This is a genomic window from Dyadobacter sandarakinus (assembly GCF_016894445.1).
Taxonomy (GTDB): domain Bacteria; phylum Bacteroidota; class Bacteroidia; order Cytophagales; family Spirosomataceae; genus Dyadobacter; species Dyadobacter sandarakinus.
In genome coordinates this window covers 820,161-835,761 of sequence record NZ_CP056775.1, presented here as the reverse complement: position 1 = coordinate 835,761, position 15,601 = coordinate 820,161, and the positions used below count along the sequence as shown (strand labels likewise).

General features: G+C 49.3%; 13 protein-coding genes and 1 tRNA gene. 6 read left to right on the top strand and 8 right to left on the bottom strand.

Features of this window, described 5'->3' with window-relative positions:
- Positions 1-66 precede the first annotated feature (66 nt).
- From HWI92_RS03365 to glgB, 6 genes are all read right to left on the bottom strand, one after another.
- The gene (locus HWI92_RS03365; RefSeq protein ID WP_204660784.1) at positions 67-1,500 is read right to left on the bottom strand and encodes an energy transducer TonB; all 1,434 of its coding nucleotides are present in this window, start codon (positions 1,498-1,500) and stop codon (positions 67-69) included.
- 277 nt (positions 1,501-1,777) lie between these two features.
- On the bottom strand, positions 1,778-2,095 hold the full coding sequence (locus tag HWI92_RS03360; RefSeq protein WP_204660783.1) for a hypothetical protein: 318 nt from the start codon (positions 2,093-2,095) through the stop codon (positions 1,778-1,780).
- Positions 2,096-2,315: 220 nt separating this feature from the next.
- Positions 2,316-2,387: transfer RNA gene (locus tag HWI92_RS03355), tRNA-Arg, on the bottom strand.
- A 94-nt stretch (positions 2,388-2,481) separates the two neighbouring features.
- On the bottom strand, positions 2,482-3,153 hold the full coding sequence (locus HWI92_RS03350) for an NUDIX hydrolase (RefSeq protein ID WP_204660782.1): 672 nt from the start codon (positions 3,151-3,153) through the stop codon (positions 2,482-2,484).
- 13 nt (positions 3,154-3,166) lie between these two features.
- Positions 3,167-3,850: a hypothetical protein gene (locus tag HWI92_RS03345; RefSeq protein ID WP_229248798.1), complete on the bottom strand. Its 684-nt coding sequence runs from the start codon at positions 3,848-3,850 to the stop codon at positions 3,167-3,169.
- A 115-nt stretch (positions 3,851-3,965) separates the two neighbouring features.
- On the bottom strand, positions 3,966-5,963 hold the full coding sequence (gene glgB, locus HWI92_RS03340) for a 1,4-alpha-glucan branching protein GlgB (protein WP_204660781.1): 1,998 nt from the start codon (positions 5,961-5,963) through the stop codon (positions 3,966-3,968).
- Between the two features lie 369 nt (positions 5,964-6,332).
- Between glgB and HWI92_RS03335 the strand changes: the two genes are divergently transcribed.
- The 6 genes from HWI92_RS03335 to HWI92_RS03310 all read left to right on the top strand — a co-directional run bounded on the left by HWI92_RS03335 (position 6,333) and on the right by HWI92_RS03310 (position 13,135).
- Positions 6,333-7,325 (top strand): alpha/beta hydrolase, encoded by a 993-nt coding sequence (locus tag HWI92_RS03335; RefSeq protein ID WP_204660780.1) that lies wholly within the window; start codon positions 6,333-6,335, stop codon positions 7,323-7,325.
- 96 nt (positions 7,326-7,421) lie between these two features.
- Entirely contained in the window at positions 7,422-8,099 is a 678-nt protein-coding gene (locus HWI92_RS03330) for a response regulator transcription factor (protein ID WP_204660779.1), read from the top strand.
- A complete protein-coding gene (locus tag HWI92_RS03325) occupies positions 8,096-9,349 on the top strand; it encodes a sensor histidine kinase (protein WP_204660778.1) in 1,254 nt (417 codons plus the stop codon). Before HWI92_RS03330 ends, HWI92_RS03325 begins: the two co-directional genes overlap by 4 nt.
- Positions 9,350-9,515: 166 nt before the next feature.
- On the top strand, positions 9,516-11,030 hold the full coding sequence (locus HWI92_RS03320) for a Do family serine endopeptidase (RefSeq protein WP_229248796.1): 1,515 nt from the start codon (positions 9,516-9,518) through the stop codon (positions 11,028-11,030).
- Positions 11,031-11,051: 21 nt separating this feature from the next.
- A complete protein-coding gene (locus HWI92_RS03315; protein ID WP_204660777.1) occupies positions 11,052-11,627 on the top strand; it encodes a DUF4136 domain-containing protein in 576 nt (191 codons plus the stop codon).
- 152 nt (positions 11,628-11,779) lie between these two features.
- Positions 11,780-13,135 carry a coiled-coil domain-containing protein gene (locus tag HWI92_RS03310; RefSeq protein ID WP_204660776.1) on the top strand — a complete coding sequence of 452 codons (1,356 nt, stop codon included), beginning with the start codon at positions 11,780-11,782 and terminating at the stop codon, positions 13,133-13,135.
- Between the two features lie 111 nt (positions 13,136-13,246).
- On the opposite strand, the gene HWI92_RS03305 is transcribed toward HWI92_RS03310, so the two are convergent.
- The gene (locus HWI92_RS03305) at positions 13,247-14,812 is read right to left on the bottom strand and encodes a GH3 family acyl-acid amido synthetase (protein ID WP_204660775.1); all 1,566 of its coding nucleotides are present in this window, start codon (positions 14,810-14,812) and stop codon (positions 13,247-13,249) included.
- Positions 14,813-14,825: 13 nt separating this feature from the next.
- Positions 14,826-15,593, bottom strand: coding sequence for a 5'/3'-nucleotidase SurE (gene surE / locus HWI92_RS03300; RefSeq protein ID WP_204660774.1), 768 nt, complete (start codon positions 15,591-15,593; stop codon positions 14,826-14,828).
- Between the last annotated feature and the right edge of the window lie 8 nt (positions 15,594-15,601).

Genomic DNA, 15,601 nt, shown 5'->3' with positions numbered 1-15,601 from the left:
TATTAACAAATTCCAACCGGTTAGACCAGCGATCTTTATTCTATCTCCTATTAATACAGTCTTGTTCTACCTACTTATAAAATCAATTGGCAAGGTATGCCGGGTAGTGACTTTTTTTCCTTTTTTTACGGCAGCATCCCAGCCACCATTCGTTTCCTTTACCAAATCCATTACCTGCCGATCCACATTTTTGGAAACACCCCTGTCAAGCGAATAGTCACTTAGCTTTCCACGCTCGTCCACAATAAATGAAACCAGGAGCTTGCCTCTTGGAATGCCGTTTGCGGGATTCATGGAAGGAAAAATATCAACATGCTTATTGAGTAGTTTTACAAACTCTTTCGGTCCTCCACGAAACTTGGGTGGGATGGCATCAACCGTGTATTCAACAGGCTGCTGGCCTGGATTTCTTATCCCTCTGACTAATATTCCATCCTGATAATCCTCTTCGTACACCACATCCGTGATCGAATGACGCCCTACCCAATGCCCGGTTTTTAAACCATCCACAACAAGCCCCTCTTCGAAAACCATTTTGCCATCATAAATTCCAGCCTGAATCCTGGCTGTTCCGGAACCCTTCGTTACCAGAATACGCCCGTCCATATCCCAATTTTCAAGCACAGAAACCTTTTTACTGTCGAGAAGCAGCACATTCCCGAGCTGACCGTTTTCGTACCAGCTGGTAATTTGTGTGAGGCTGTCTGAGGAGATTTTTTCTTCCCGCAGCATTCCGCTCCTATAATAGGTCTTACTTACTGATGGTAATTTTCCGCTCCCTGGATAAGCCGTGAAAGAAAGAAGCCGACCGTCCGCCTGGGTTATGATCTCCTCCGAAGGACTTTCCCAGTTGCCCATATTGGCAGAAATACGGTAAGCCTGCACGGAATCCATTTTGACCGGACCCGATAGTTTTACCCAAATCTCTTCCTTCTGAAAAGGAAATGTTTTCACCGTTTTCCATTCTCCACCTCTTTTCTCCTGGAATAAAATATCCGCACGAACATCCCCGTATGTGTCAACAGGGATCACATTTCTGAACTTAAATTTCTTCTCGTCGGAAACCATATTTTGGTTTTTGTCGAAATATTCGACCATCGCGCTTTGCGTAGCGTCGTAGGAAGGAATAGGTGCGGTTCGGAAAGCAATCGGGTACACCACTGCCTGTTGTACGGGTTGGCCATTGACCATGGCAGGCTTCCAGGCTTTGTAAAGATCCATTACCCGCAATGCTTCAATGTCACACAAGCTATCCAGTGACCTGGCAATTTCAAGGCTTGTTATTGTGCCATCCGTCTGCACAACTCCTTTGACCAGCACCCGCGCATCAAGGCCTTTTGCGGCAGCATGGATAGGAACTCTCAGATTGGCTGTGACGAAACGGTTAAAGAGTGCGATTCCCCCACCCGGCTCAGCAACTTTCTCCACTTCATTAGCCTGATACACTTTCTGTGAAAAAGCTGAAAAGCTGATCAGACAAAACAATGCTATGTTTTTCAATAGATATGTAAATTGTAATGAATGCATCACATTGTCTATGCTACATCTCCTTTTGGAAATAGTGTCATATGCCCCTGCATCAGGCACAATACCGTTTAGTTAGATTCAGTGATATTGTCTCCTCTAAACTTTGCCATATCAATCCATTTAGTAGAGATATAAAATGGTGATAACAGGATTGTCAACAAGTATTTCAGTACTGTTTTAATAATATCATGGTATTTAGTTTGTGAATCAAAATCACCACTACGTTTTTTTGGCGCTCAAATCAACTCACCTAAGCATACTTATTTTTTAGAAAGACTACTAAATCCGATTCAAGCTCTTTTAATGATGAATAAGATGCTACACTAATGATACCAGAATAAAGCACATCCAATAAGCTTAATAGTACATTGGGAGCATGTGCATGTACTGTTATTTGCTTTCCACTTTTAGAGATTTGTGCACCGACAAACTCTGACTTTCGAACAATAATGCTTTTATTATTACCTAAACCAAAAGATTTATAGGAGTATCCGGAAGAAAATTCCTGAGCGAGAGCTTGTGCAATTTCCTCGTTTGATGGGTCTTGCCCTATTTTGATAACCTTCATAATTAGTCCGTTAGATTTTTTATAACTGTTAAAAGGTCGAAAAAGAATAGCATATATCAAAGCCACCCTTGATTTGATACAACACCCCCGGAGCATGCGCTAATGTAGAAGAAATGAGAAGGAAGATAACTTCATGCACGGCTGCTTTGCATATGTTTGGAACAGTGGCACGTGGGCACAAAAAAATCCCTGCAAAGCATTGCAGGGATTTTTTTGTTTGTGCGCCCGAAGGGATTCGAACCCCTATCGGTGGTACCGGAAACCACAATTCTATCCATTGAACTACGGGCGCCTGTCCGGGTATCGGGCAGCAAATATAGGCTTAATTTGATTCAAGCGCCACTTTGCTCCTAATTTATAAGGGGATTTTTGCTAAGTCCCTTTGTTTAAAGCTGTTTCAGCAAATCCCAGTCACCGGTGTTTTTCAGGTAAAGGTAATCCAGCAATAATCCATTCACATTCGTGATCAGCCTGTGCCCTTCCGCAAAGGGTACCACCCATGTTTTGATATATTCATGATCCGAAATCAGTCCCTGTGTCTGGTTATGGTATTTGCTGATTTCCTGACGCGACAGTTCCAGTTCGCAGTAAAACATGTACATGGCCTCATCGCTCGTTCCTGTCGATGGATAGTAAGGCTCCTTATTAACCTGCACCAGCTGTTCCCTGGATACCCGTATGCCCGTTTCCTCAAACACTTCACGCGCTGCTACGCCAGCCGCATCCGACTCGCTGTCGAGCATTCCCGCGGGATGTTCGTAAGTCATTGAGCCATCGCAAATGCGGCGCTGCTGCACAAGCAAAAGGTTTTTCTCCCTGGTTTCTTTTTCAATAAAACACACCAGCACACTTACCACCTCCCCTTTCAGAAAACAGATGGGCGGAATTTTGTTTCCTTCCGGTGTAGTTGCGTCGGTGTAAAGAAGGGAAAAAAGGACATCCCCGTTCCCGGTGCGGCGTGAGTAGAGTTCATCCACGCGGTGTATCGTCAGCCCATTGTTTTCGAGGCGCGATTTCCAGAGCTTGTATTTATGTGCATCAACCAGCTTTTCGGGCATCGGAAGAATCTGATTAATTGTAAAGTGGAAAAGCTATTGACGCGAAAGGCATTCCGTAAGTTTTTGAGAAGCGCCGGTGACCATTGTCGAGCTTTACTTCAGTACTGTAAGCAACCTGACCGTAAGTATATCCCAGCTTGATCCCCAGCCGGTCGGTAATCCAGTAGCGGAGGTACACTTCCGACTGACCATTTTGCCGGTCAACCAGCAGTGGAAGCGCATTGAGGGTACTGGGATTGCTGCTTACATAATCGTTGTAGTACGGTGCGCCCGCGCCTTCAAATAAGGATGGCTTGGTGTACAGCCCGCCTCTTTTTATTCCGAATGCAATACCTGCAAGATCCGTATTGGCCCCCAGGTCGATCCGCCAGATGCGGACATTTGCACCCAGCAGAAAGCTCACGCCGCTGGAACTTAACCGGCCAAACTTCAAAGTGTCGGCCGAAAGAGCGGTACTTTTGGGCAAGAGGTCGTTTCTGCCGGCATAGTACCCCCAGGCCCTGATGCCCCAGCCCACCCTGAACCACGGAAAGTTACTCAAACTCAGCTCCTGGTGATAGGTAGCAGCCGGCGCCCACTCCTGGTCGAGGTAGCCCGTACCAATGTCCAGCCCGGATGTAACCCTTGCAAGACTCTGCGACTTTGCCGGAAGTACGGCGGCAATAACAAACAAAAACAGTAAAGGAAATTTCTTCATTTTTCAGCTGCTGTGTGACGGGGCAAAGGTAAAGAAATGTGTAAAAAAAACAGGCAGGGTACCTTTTTCCTGCCTGTTCTGACAGGATGATCACCTGCCGGATGTATTTACAAGATCAACTTTTTACTTTCTTCAACACACTGGCGCCGAGTGGCGGAAGGTCGATCATGACCGAGTTCTGTCTGCCGTGCCAGTAAGCATTCTCGGTTTGTACAGGATGATAATTGATCACCCCGCTCCCGTAAAATTCGGTTGCATCGGAGTTGAATATTTCCTGCCAGCTCCCCTCCGAAAGGACGCCCACGCGGTAACCCTTCCTCGGAATCGGTGTCAGGTTCAGCACGATTACCACGTACTCATCCGGGTTTTCACCTTTTCTTGCATAAATAAGGACAGAATTCTGCCGGTCCTGGGTATCGATCCACTCAAAGCCTTGTCCCGAAAACGAGTACTCAAACAAAGCAGGTTCGGTACGGTAAAGGTTGTTCAGCTTTTTTACGCATTCCTTCATTCCATGATGCGGAGGCTGGTTCAGCAAATGCCAGTCCAGACTCTGGTCAAAATTCCATTCTGAGGGTTGTCCAAACTCCCCGCCCATGAAGATCAGCTTGGTGCCGGGGTGCGTAAACATATAGGTAAACATGAGCCTCAGGTTAGCGAAACGCTGCCACTCGTCGCCGGGCATTTTGTTGATCAATGACTTTTTCCCGTATACGACTTCATCGTGGGAAAATGGCAGCATAAAGTTTTCAGAAAAAGCATAAACCAGGCTGAACGTCAGCTGGTCCTGGTGCCACTTGCGGTACTCGGGCTCCTTCTGGAAATAGCTGAGCGTGTCATGCATCCAGCCCATCATCCATTTCATTCCAAATCCAAGCCCCCCTACAAACACCGGCCGCGACACACCCGGAAAAGCAGTTGATTCCTCAGCGGTCGTCTGAATATCGGGGAATGCCGAGTAAGCAGCAATGTTCATCTCCCGGAGCAGTGATATGGCTTCCAGGTTCTCCCTGCCGCCAAATTCGTTCGGTATCCATTCATTATGCTTGCGCGAATAATCGAGATAGAGCATCGAAGCCACAGCATCCACGCGCAGCCCGTCGGTATGGTACCGGTCGAGCCAGAAAATAGCATTGCTGATCAGGAATGATTTGACTTCATTGCGCCCATAATTAAAAATATAGCTTTTCCAGTCGGGATGGTAGCCCTTGCGCGGGTCTGCATGTTCATACAATGCAGTACCGTCAAACCGGAACAAGCCGTGCGCATCGCCCGGAAAGTGCGACGGAACCCAGTCCATATACACGCCCACGCCAGCCTGGTGAAGCTGGTCCACCAGGTACATCAGCTCCTGGGGCGTACCCATCCGTGACGCACACGAAAAGTATCCGGTGATCTGATACCCCCACGACGGCGCATAGGGATGCTCCATCACCGGCATCAGCTCCACGTGGGTAAAACCCATTTCCTTTACATAGGGTACGAGCCCTGCTGCAATTTCTTTATACGTGAGCGTACGCTCCGGATCGGAGGGATCACGCTGCCACGAGCTCAGGTGCACCTCATACACCGAAACAGGCGCATTGAGCTTGTTGGTCTCTTTACGTGCCTCCATCCACTCTTTATCGCCCCATTCATACCAGGTATCCCAGACGATGGAGGCGGTGCGCGGCGCCAGCTCACTCCAGAATGCAAAAGGATCGCATTTTTCGAGCCGCTCGCCGGTATTGGAAGCTATAAAATATTTGTAAACCTCTCCATTGCCCACATCCGGTATCCACCCTTCCCAGATCCCCGAACTATCCCAGCGCGGAAACAGGGAGTGGGTACCTTCATTCCATCCATTGAAGTTGGCAATGACCGAGACATACGTAGCATTGGGAGCCCATACGGCAAAGTAAGTACCCACCACACCATGCAGCTCAACCACATGGGCACCCAGTTTTTCATATAACTTAAAGTGCTTACCCTGCTTGAAAACGTGAATATCGAAGTCGGTAAAACGGCTGAATGATTCTACTGGTTTCAGGTTATGCCGGGGGGCATTCTCAGCACTGGACTCGCTGGCAGGGGTAATAGCGCCTGTTGTTTCTTTACCGGTGGGATTGGCCATTTTGTAATTCAAGATTGAGAACGGTGGTTACTGCTCGTAAGATTGCAATTTTATTAAACTAATTCTTTAAATGGATCTATTATTTGTCCCTGACTTCGTCGGGCTTGATCCGGTCCGGCTCAGTTCAGTGACTGCATCGAAGCCCATTGTATAGTACTGGCAACAAGCTGCTCAGGATGTATTTTTCTGTTTCTTTCAAACCAGTGATCAATATCCGGGTTGAACTGTGCGGTCAAAGTGAATGATTTTTTCTGAAATATCAACCTGACCGGGCTTTTCAGTTACTTTTCTTCAAAATATCCCCTGCAAACCCCTCTTTCGCTTTAAGGTGCGCCTGCTATCTTTATATTACGTTAAAAATTACCTTCCATGCATCTCAGATTATTCCTGTCACTGCTGTTTTTGGTGCCTTTTACGCCCGCCACGGCGCAGCTGACCTACTATGCAGACTTGCTCGGACATGGATTTCAGCAAGCCACGGTCGTGCAGCCGTCCGACTATGAAGGCAGCGTGACCTGTACCATCATCCGCAAGCCCGCGCCCGCCCGGAGCAATAAGGCGGTCCTGTATGTGCATGGCTTCAACGATTACTTTTTTCAGGAAGAAATGGCGGACAAGTTCAATGCGCAAGGTTACAACTTCTATGCGGTGGACCTGCGGAAATCCGGACGGTCGTGGCTTGCTCACCAGAAGCTGAACAACGTGCGCGACCTTGCCGAGTACTTCCCCGACCTTGATACCGCACTCGCCGTCATCAGACAGGAAGGTAGCAGCAAAATATTGCTCAGCGCCCATGATCTTGGCGGGCTTACCGCAGCCTTGTATGCAGATGCGCGCCGGGGAAAGGAGCTTTTTGACGCAGTATTGCTCAATAGTCCGATGTTCGCGTTGAATGTAAAATCGCCCACCTTCATCATCAGGCGCGCGGAGAAAAATCCGGACGGTGACACCGATGCGGGAATCAGTTCCTTGTACGGCGAAAGCCTGCATGAGACGGCACACGGCACCTGGCGCTATAATCTGAGCTGGAAACCGATCGAGGTTCCGCCTGTCAGCTACGGCTGGGTGCGGGCTGTTGCGCTCGGACTTGAAAAACTGGACAAAGGCTTGCAGATCGAGCGGCCCGTGCTGGTGCTGCATGCCGCCGGATTCATTGACGAAAAAAAATGGAGCGACGCATTTTTCTCCGGTGATGCGGTCACCAACATCAATGACATTGAAACCCGTGCACGGAACATCCAGGGGCAGTACAGCATCCAGGCCGTACCCGGAGGCATGCACGACCTCATCCTCTCCCGCGAGCCTGCCCGCGATGAGGTATACTCCACGATGCTGAACTGGGCACGAAGGGTAATCCGGTAAGGCTTGCGCTGGCACGAACGTTTACATTTATCCGGGTGGAAGCGAACTTCAGTTTTTCTTCAAATTTGAACGCTTCTTTTGCAAAAAGAACCCGTCATGAAACTGTTGCTTATCGAAGATGAAAAGGCCCTGGCCACCAGCATTCAGAATTACTTCCAGCGGGAGAATTTCGTATGTGAATGGGCACCTGACTATGGTACGGCCATGGAGAAAATTCATGTTTACGAATACGACTGCGTGCTCGTGGACCTGATGCTGCCCGACGGTGACGGACTTCAGGCCGTGCGGGAATTGAAAAGGAAGTCTCCCGAAACAGGCATTATCATCATTTCAGCCAAAAACTCACTGGACGACCGCATTGTGGGGCTCAACCTGGGCTCGGACGATTACCTGACCAAGCCATTTCACTTATCGGAACTCAATGCCAGGGTACAGGCCGTGATCCGAAGGAGGAACTTTCAGGGCAACCAGCAGATAGGGTTCGGGAAGATCCATATTGACCCTCAGGAACATTCCGTGGCTGTGGACGGGTATGAAATTATCCTTACCCGCAAGGAATATGACCTGCTGGTTTACCTGATCGCGAACAAGAACCGGGTTTTGACCAAAGAATCAATTGCAGAGCATCTTTGGGGCGACGATGCGGATTTGATGGACAACTTTGATTTTATTTATACACACATTAAAAACCTGAGAAAAAAACTGATGGACAAAGGCTGTCCCGATTACCTGAAATCCATTTATGGCGTAGGTTACAAATTCAGTGAGCAATGAACCTCCTGGAACGCATATTCCGCTACCAGATCGTGGCATCGCTCGTCATACTGCTGCTCGGGGCCGGACTTTTTTTCCTGTCGGTGCGGTACCTGATCGATGAGGAGGTAAATAAGGAACTGCTGCGGAGCAAGGTGAAGGTGAGCTGGCAGCTACGGCATATTGATACGCTTCCCGTGTACATACTGCAGCTGGGCGACAGCCTGCAGTTGCAGCCGGTGCGTTATCCGGGAAAAATGATTGCAGTGGAGCGGCGGATGTATAATGCAAATGAACGACAGTACCATCCCTACCGCCAGCTGATATTTTACGAGCAGGTAGAGGGCCAATGGTACCGGGTAATACTCAGCAAACTGCTGGACCAAAGGCAGCAACTCATGAAGGCCGTGGTCATGACGGTTACTTTCATTGTCGCATTGCTGCTGGTATCCATGCTGATGCTGAACAGCTGGCTGAGCGAGCGGCTATGGAGACCATTTTACAGAACATTAAATGCATTGGACAAGTACCAGCTTGAAAAGCATGAGGTACTTGAATTTTCGAGAACACGCACAACAGAATTTACCCAGCTCAACCAAACCCTGACCCAGTTCACGGAAAGGCTGGCAGCAAGCTATCAGAACCTGAAAGAATTTACGGAAAATGCTTCGCACGAGATACAAACGCCGCTGGCGGTGATCCTGTCCAAGATTGAGGGGATGATCCAGGATGAAACACTGAGCGAGTCGCAGCTCGTAAGCCTGTCGGAAGTGAGTGAGGCCGCCAACCGGCTGTCGCGCCTGAACCAGGCACTGCTGCTGCTGACGAAAATAGAAAACCGGCAATTTCTGGCTGGCACCGAGCCAGTCAATCTGACGCCCATCATCCATCGTAAGTTACGTGACCTGGAAGATCTGATTGAGCAGCGGAACATTACCGTAAGTACAAAGCTGGAACCGGTTGGCCCGGTCATGCACCAGGCATTGGCAGAAATACTGGTCAACAACCTGCTTACGAATGCAATCCGTTACAATGTGGAGGATGGAAAAATAGAAATACAGCTTACCCCGGGCAAACTTACGGTATGTAACACGGGCAGGCCCATCCAGGGTGATCCGGAGCTTTTATTTGAAAGGTTCAGGAAGGAAAGTACACATTCGGCCTCGCTGGGACTGGGGCTTGCGCTGGCAAAAACGATTTGCCAGGTCAACGGACAAACACTGACTTACCGGGTACAGGACGAGTGGCACATGCTCACGGTTACCTGGTAAAATAAGAATTTTCATGGCTGGTAGTGCTTAAAGGGGAGGTCTTTGACCTTCTCTTTTTTTATTTTTTTTCATAAAAAAGCAAACTTCAGAATGTCTTCAGAATGTCGCCAGAATTGCCACAGGATTGATGATGAAATTTGAATCATACTTAAACACTAAGTCAGCTATGATCCAAACTCGTAAATTCAGACAAATCGCATCAGTTGCTGTTATCTCCGCCTTTTTGGGCGGAACTTCGTTGGCAGCCTATGAGCATTTCGGCAAACCCGATACGATATCCACCTGGGTTGACAAAGCCACACCGCTTGTTCGCCCTGCCCGTCTTGACGACAAAACTTTACCAGCCGGCGTAGCCATGATCCCGGCAGATTTCACGGTTGCTTCCAAGAAAGCTACCGCTTCCGTAGTGCACATCAAGGCTACTCTGAAGCCTGAGCGGAATGTAAGTCAAATGGAGATTCCGGATGCATTCCGTGACTTTTTTGGTGACCGCAATCCTTTTGAACAACAAAATCCAAGAGGCCGCGGCGAGAAAGCCAAAGCTTCGGGCTCGGGTGTGATTATTAATCCCGACGGCTACATTGTGACCAATAACCACGTGATCCAGGGCGCTGAGTCGCTGGAAGTCACATTGTTTGATAAACACACCTATAAAGCGAAGGTGATCGGCAGCGACCCGAATACGGACATTGCCCTGATCAAGATTGATGCCAAAAACCTGCCTGCACTTGCATTCGGCAACTCTGAAAATGTAGAGGTAGGCCAGTGGGTACTCGCCGTAGGCAATCCCTATAACCTGACCTCGACGGTAACAGCGGGCATTGTCAGTGCCAAAGGCCGCAGTATCAATATATTAGGTGAAAATGCAAAAGCACCTATCGAATCCTTCATCCAAACCGACGCTGCGGTCAACCCGGGTAACTCGGGGGGCGCACTGGTGGATCTGAATGGAAACCTGATCGGTATCAATACAGCTATCGCCAGCCAGACAGGCTCATTTGCGGGGTATTCGTTTGCAGTACCTGCCAGCATTGCGCACAAGGTCGTGGAGGATATTTCCAAATATGGCTCGGTACAGCGCGGCTACCTGGGCGTGAACATCAGCGAGGTGGATGCCGAGAAAGTTAGGACCTTTAACCTGAAAGTGGACGAAGGCGTGCGCGTGGAAAACTTTGCTGCCGAAAGCGCTGCCAAAGACGCGGGTATGAAAGTAGGCGACGTGATCACCAAAATTGATGGCCGCGAGATCAACAGTGTACCGCAACTGCAGGAAGCGATTGCACAGCACAAGCCTTCTGACAAGGTAAATGTTACCGTAAACCGCGATGGAGCCGTAAAAACAATGGATGTAACATTGAAAGGCATTTCGGAGGTAGCTGCTATCAAGGAAACTTCCTCAGCGGTTATGGAGCAGCTGGGCGTATCACTTAAAGACCTGACCAGCCAGCAAAAAAAGGAATACGGACTGGAAGCCGGGGTACAGGTAGCCCAGATCAGCGCCGGTAAAGTGCGCCAGAATACGGACATGGAGGAAGGTTTTGTAATTACCAAAATCGATAAAACGCCCGTAGGCAATGTAAAAGATGCAATTGAATTGCTGAAAGGCAAAAAAGGTGGTGTGATGATCGAGGGAGTGTATCCCGGCAACGAAGAAGTGCAGTATTACGCCATCGGATTGTAAACCTTAATATTTTTTAAAACAATGAAACGCAACATGATTTTGCTGGGTATGCTGACCCTACTGAGCTGGGCAGCATTTGCACAAAATCCCGGCCAGTCCGAAATAAAAACCGGCACGACAGCCACTTACAACTGGATCGTGCCAGACATGAAGTCAGCTCAAAACCCGATGTACAACAGCTCGTTTTCGCGCAGGCGCATTCAAACCGCCCTGGATGAGGCGCTGGCGGGCAGGGGAATGGCCAGGGATACACATAACCCGGATTACCTCCTGCAATTCCACACCTTTACACAGCGGGTACGTAAAAACTACTACGGCGGAGCAGGTTACCCGATGATGGGCTGGGGCCGGTTTGGCTGGGGAATGCCTTACTATGGTGGTTTCGGCTACTATGGTGGCGCTTACGGCGGCGGTTACCCCTACTCGACCACCGGTACCGACGGCACGCTGGTACTCGACCTGGTAGATGCCAAATCCGGAAATATCATCTGGCAAAAGGCGATCAGCGGGGATGTTACCAACCCCAACCGGCTCGACAAGCAGATTAACAAGGGTGTCAAAAAGCTAATGAAAAACTTCCCTGTAAACCGGGGCTAATTAATCGAACTTTCACTCCGCAGATGGCCCCGCTTGCCGGGGTTTTTCTGCGGATGTTTTTTTTCAAAAAGGGTCTAACTACAACTTTCCGACAGAATCAGGTGGTAGTTTGGTATTGTAAAAACAGTAACAGACTTAAATATTTCAAGACCATGAAACGGCTTCATTTGTTTGCCGGGCTCCTGCTTTCAGCTGTTTCCTTTGCAGCTTACAGCCAGGATAATCGTGCAGACTACACAGGTACAGAACAAAATACAATTACAGAAAACAGCCTTGTCAAAACCATTGCACCCTTTGACGAAGCTGTCCGCGGCCACATTCTTACAGCCATACAATACCCTGACGTACTGAAAAACCTGTCTTCCATCCGGGAGAAAAGCTACAATGGTTTTCAGCAGGTTATTCAACATTATCCGCAGCGTAAGCAGGCCTGGTTTTACGAAGTAAGCCGGTATCCCGAGCTGATGCACAAGCTGGCAATCCTGCCTGAAAAAGTATCGCGCGAGGCGGTTGAGCGTATGCTGCCCAACCAGGATCCCGGACTGAAAACTGCCGCGTGGAAGCTTTACAAAAATCAGCACAGCGCCCTGGTGGCCGTCGACAACCTGAACGCAGAAGCAGTGAATGCATTTGAACAAATGATTGCCCCGCTCAATCCGGAGGCTCAGCTTGCCTTCAAAGCATTGCAGGAAAAGCCGGACGTACTCTTGCTCCTTCATGATCACGCCGACCTGAGTGCACGCCTGGGCGAGCAGTTCCGCAGCAATCCGGAAGGTGTACGCCAGGAACTGGCCGCAGCCCACGAGCAGCTTAATGCGGAAAACAGGCAGGAGCTTGCAGCCTATCAGAATGACCTGGCCGCCAACCCCGATGCCATCAAAGAACTAAGCGAAGCTTCGGAAGAATATGCTACTTCGGGCGGATACAGCTACCCGGCTCCTGCCGGCGAAAAGGTGGTGAATTATGGCAGCCCGTATTCGTACTGGTTTGGCTATCCTTCCTGGTTTGGCTCCCCGATGTGGTACCCTGGTTTGTATGGCTACGGTTCAGGCTTTTACCTCGGAGCTGGCGGATATCCGGTCGTATATGCATTGCCGTCGCTGGGCTTCTCCAACTGGTTTTTCGGGGGCGCTTACCGGTACTATCCGCACCTGTACCACCAGTATGACCGCTATTACCGGAACACAGGCATCAGAAACCGGGAAGTTTCCGCCTCCCGGAATGCATTCCTGAACACAGCCAGAAGACATTTCAATGCGCCTGCAAGCGCTCGCTCATTCGGGTATGCCCCCGACCGGAGCTATAACGCAGCGCGCAGGATTGTGCCGGGACAAAGCAGCCGTATGCCGATGCAGGGTAACTCCTACTACCATGCACCAACCCAACGCTCTTTTAACAACCGTTCATTTGGCGGCGGCAGCAGCTTCAACAGAGGCGGTATCAGTGCGGGCAGCATGGGTCGCAGCGGGTTCAGCGGCGGTAGTGTTCGGGGCGGCAGCCGGCGGTAACAGTTTTTGATTCGTACATATTTTGTTTAAATGCAAAAAGGCCCAGGATGTCTCCCGGGCCTTTTTGCATTCATATGTATTAGTAAAAATCAGTACTCAGGCATGCTGATCTTACTCAGGATCATATCCTTTGCTCTTCAGAAAACCCTTCCAGTCTTCAATCAGGAAATTCTTAAATACCCTTGGAAACTTGTGCTGCCCTCCCATTTTACCCTTGGATTCCATCCAGTCATAAAAAACCTGATTGGGAAGTACGGTCACAAAAATGTCCTTCAATGCATGCCTTCGCTCTACTGCATAGTCATCATTGAGTTCGGACAGGCGGGCATCCAGCAGTTCTTTGAGCTTTTCGGCATCGACATTTTCCTCTTCTACCCCTACATACCAATGATGCGCAAACAGGGAGCCGTGCGTTACCCCGCAAACCGTGAACTCTTTTACCGTAAGTCCCAGCTCATCGGACACCAGGTCCACAGCCTTGTTCATATTGTCTACCGAAAGGTGCTCGCCGCAGAGGCTTAGATAATGCTTGGTACGGCCTGTGATCACGATTTCGCCTCTTACTTTATCCACAAACTTGACCGTGTCGCCAATCAGATAGCGCCACGCGCCGGAGCACGTGGACATGAGCAGGGCATATTCTTTTCCAACCTCCACCTGATCTACCATGAGCGTTTCCGGCTCGGCCTGCAGGTTGCCGTCCGAATCAAAGTTTTCCTGGTTGAACGGAATAAATTCGAAAAATAACCCATTGTCGCACACCAGTTCCATACCAAGTGCGCCCGGGCGGGTCTGATAAGCGATGAAGCCTTCAGAAGCAAGATAGGTGTTGATGTAGATTAAGGGTCGTGCGAGCAGCTTTTCAAAACCTTTCCGGTAAGGTTCAAAGGAAACGCCGCCATGCGCAAAAACCTGCAGATTGGGCCAAATGTCGTGAATGGTTTTGACCTGGTAATGTGCAATGATCTTCTCCATCAAAAGCTGGATCCAAGCAGGAACACCTACCACAAATCCGATATCCCATTCATGGGCTTGTTTGGTAATTTCTTCCAGTTTAAGGCCCCAGTCGCGCTGAGAGGCGATCTTCTCACCCGGCTTGTAATACGGCCTGAACCAGTAGGGAATTTGCTTAGCCTGGATTCCGCTGAGATCCCCTTCGAAATGCCTGTCCTGGTTGTTGAGGTTGGTACTTCCGCCCAGCATCAGGATCCCTTTTTCGTAAGTATCGGTAGGAAGATCCTTGTAATGTCCCAGCGAAAGAATCTGGCGGATGCTCGTTTTCTGTATGGCTTTCGACATGGCCCTGGTAACAGGAATATGCTTCGTAGCCGCTTCCGAAGTACCGGAGCTCAGTGCATAGTACTTGATCTGGCCGGGCCAGCACACATCCTTTTCACCTTCAAGTGACTTGTGCCACCATTCGTTAAAGATCTTATTGTAGTCGTAAATGGGCACTGAGGTCTTGTAGAGCTCATAAAATGCGCCTTTTTCCCCAAAGAGAATGGACGAGAGCAGTTCGTCGAAGTTGTATTTCTCCCCGAACTCGGTGTACCGGGCCTTCGCCAGAAGTCGGGCGAGGGTCTTTTTTTGCTGCTGATGAAGACTGGCCTTTCTGCGGTTAGCAACGATATTGCTGAAATGAATCCCTTTCTTTAATAAACTACCTACTAATGCCATAGCTGAATCTTGATTATAAATCCCAGGTTGCCAGCGTATTCAATGTCCCATAGTCCGTCAGGTCGTACTGGCACGGAACCACAGAAATGTAATTGTTTTCCAGCGCCCACACGTCAGTATCTTCTTTTTCGGTATCAAAATTTACAAAATCACCCGCCATCCACAGGTATCCGCGTCCATGCGGGTCCACGCGGTAGTCGAATTTTTCCTGCCATTTGGCTTTGGCCTGCCGGCAGATTTTCACGCCTCTCAGTGGCACATCACTTTTCGCAGGAATATTCACGTTCAATGCTACACCTGTAGGAATGCCATTTTGAAGGGCCGTTTCGGTGATCTGCCTGATGAGCTCCGTCGCATGGCTGAAATCAGCATCTTCCCGGAAGTCATTGAGCGAGAACCCAATAGCTGGTATTCCTTCAATCGCTGCTTCAATGGCAGCTGACATTGTACCCGAATACAAAACGCTGATCGAGCTGTTACTGCCATGATTAATGCCGCTCACCACAAGATCCGGTTTACGGTCCTGTAAAACATAATTTTTGGCCAGCTTCACACAGTCGGCCGGCGTTCCGGAGCATTCATACTCGGTAACCTGATCAAATATATGCGTTTCATACAGGCGCAAGGGCTCACCAATTGTAATCGCATGTCCCATGCCCGACTGCGGACTGTTGGGCGCCACTACCACCACGTCGCCGATGGTCTGCATGGTTTCTACCAGTGTTCGGATTCCTTTTGACGTTATACCATCGTCGTTGGTCACTAAAATAAGGGGTTTCATAGCTGTTT

Bases quoted from the DNA above. Each gene is read 5' to 3' on its own strand.
- HWI92_RS03360 (WP_204660783.1), bottom strand. From the start codon at position 2,095: ATGAAGGTTATCAAAATAGGGCAAGACCCATCAAACGAGGAAATTGCA.
- HWI92_RS03350 (WP_204660782.1), bottom strand. From the start codon at position 3,153: ATGCCCGAAAAGCTGGTTGATGCACATAAATACAAGCTCTGGAAATCG.
- HWI92_RS03345 (WP_229248798.1), bottom strand. From the start codon at position 3,850: ATGAAGAAATTTCCTTTACTGTTTTTGTTTGTTATTGCCGCCGTACTT.
- glgB (WP_204660781.1), bottom strand. From the start codon at position 5,963: ATGGCCAATCCCACCGGTAAAGAAACAACAGGCGCTATTACCCCTGCC.
- HWI92_RS03335 (WP_204660780.1), top strand. From the start codon at position 6,333: ATGCATCTCAGATTATTCCTGTCACTGCTGTTTTTGGTGCCTTTTACG.
- HWI92_RS03330 (WP_204660779.1), top strand. From the start codon at position 7,422: ATGAAACTGTTGCTTATCGAAGATGAAAAGGCCCTGGCCACCAGCATT.
- HWI92_RS03325 (WP_204660778.1), top strand. From the start codon at position 8,096: ATGAACCTCCTGGAACGCATATTCCGCTACCAGATCGTGGCATCGCTC.
- HWI92_RS03320 (WP_229248796.1), top strand. From the start codon at position 9,516: ATGATCCAAACTCGTAAATTCAGACAAATCGCATCAGTTGCTGTTATC.
- HWI92_RS03315 (WP_204660777.1), top strand. From the start codon at position 11,052: ATGAAACGCAACATGATTTTGCTGGGTATGCTGACCCTACTGAGCTGG.
- HWI92_RS03310 (WP_204660776.1), top strand. From the start codon at position 11,780: ATGAAACGGCTTCATTTGTTTGCCGGGCTCCTGCTTTCAGCTGTTTCC.
- HWI92_RS03305 (WP_204660775.1), bottom strand. From the start codon at position 14,812: ATGGCATTAGTAGGTAGTTTATTAAAGAAAGGGATTCATTTCAGCAAT.
- surE (WP_204660774.1), bottom strand. From the start codon at position 15,593: ATGAAACCCCTTATTTTAGTGACCAACGACGATGGTATAACGTCAAAA.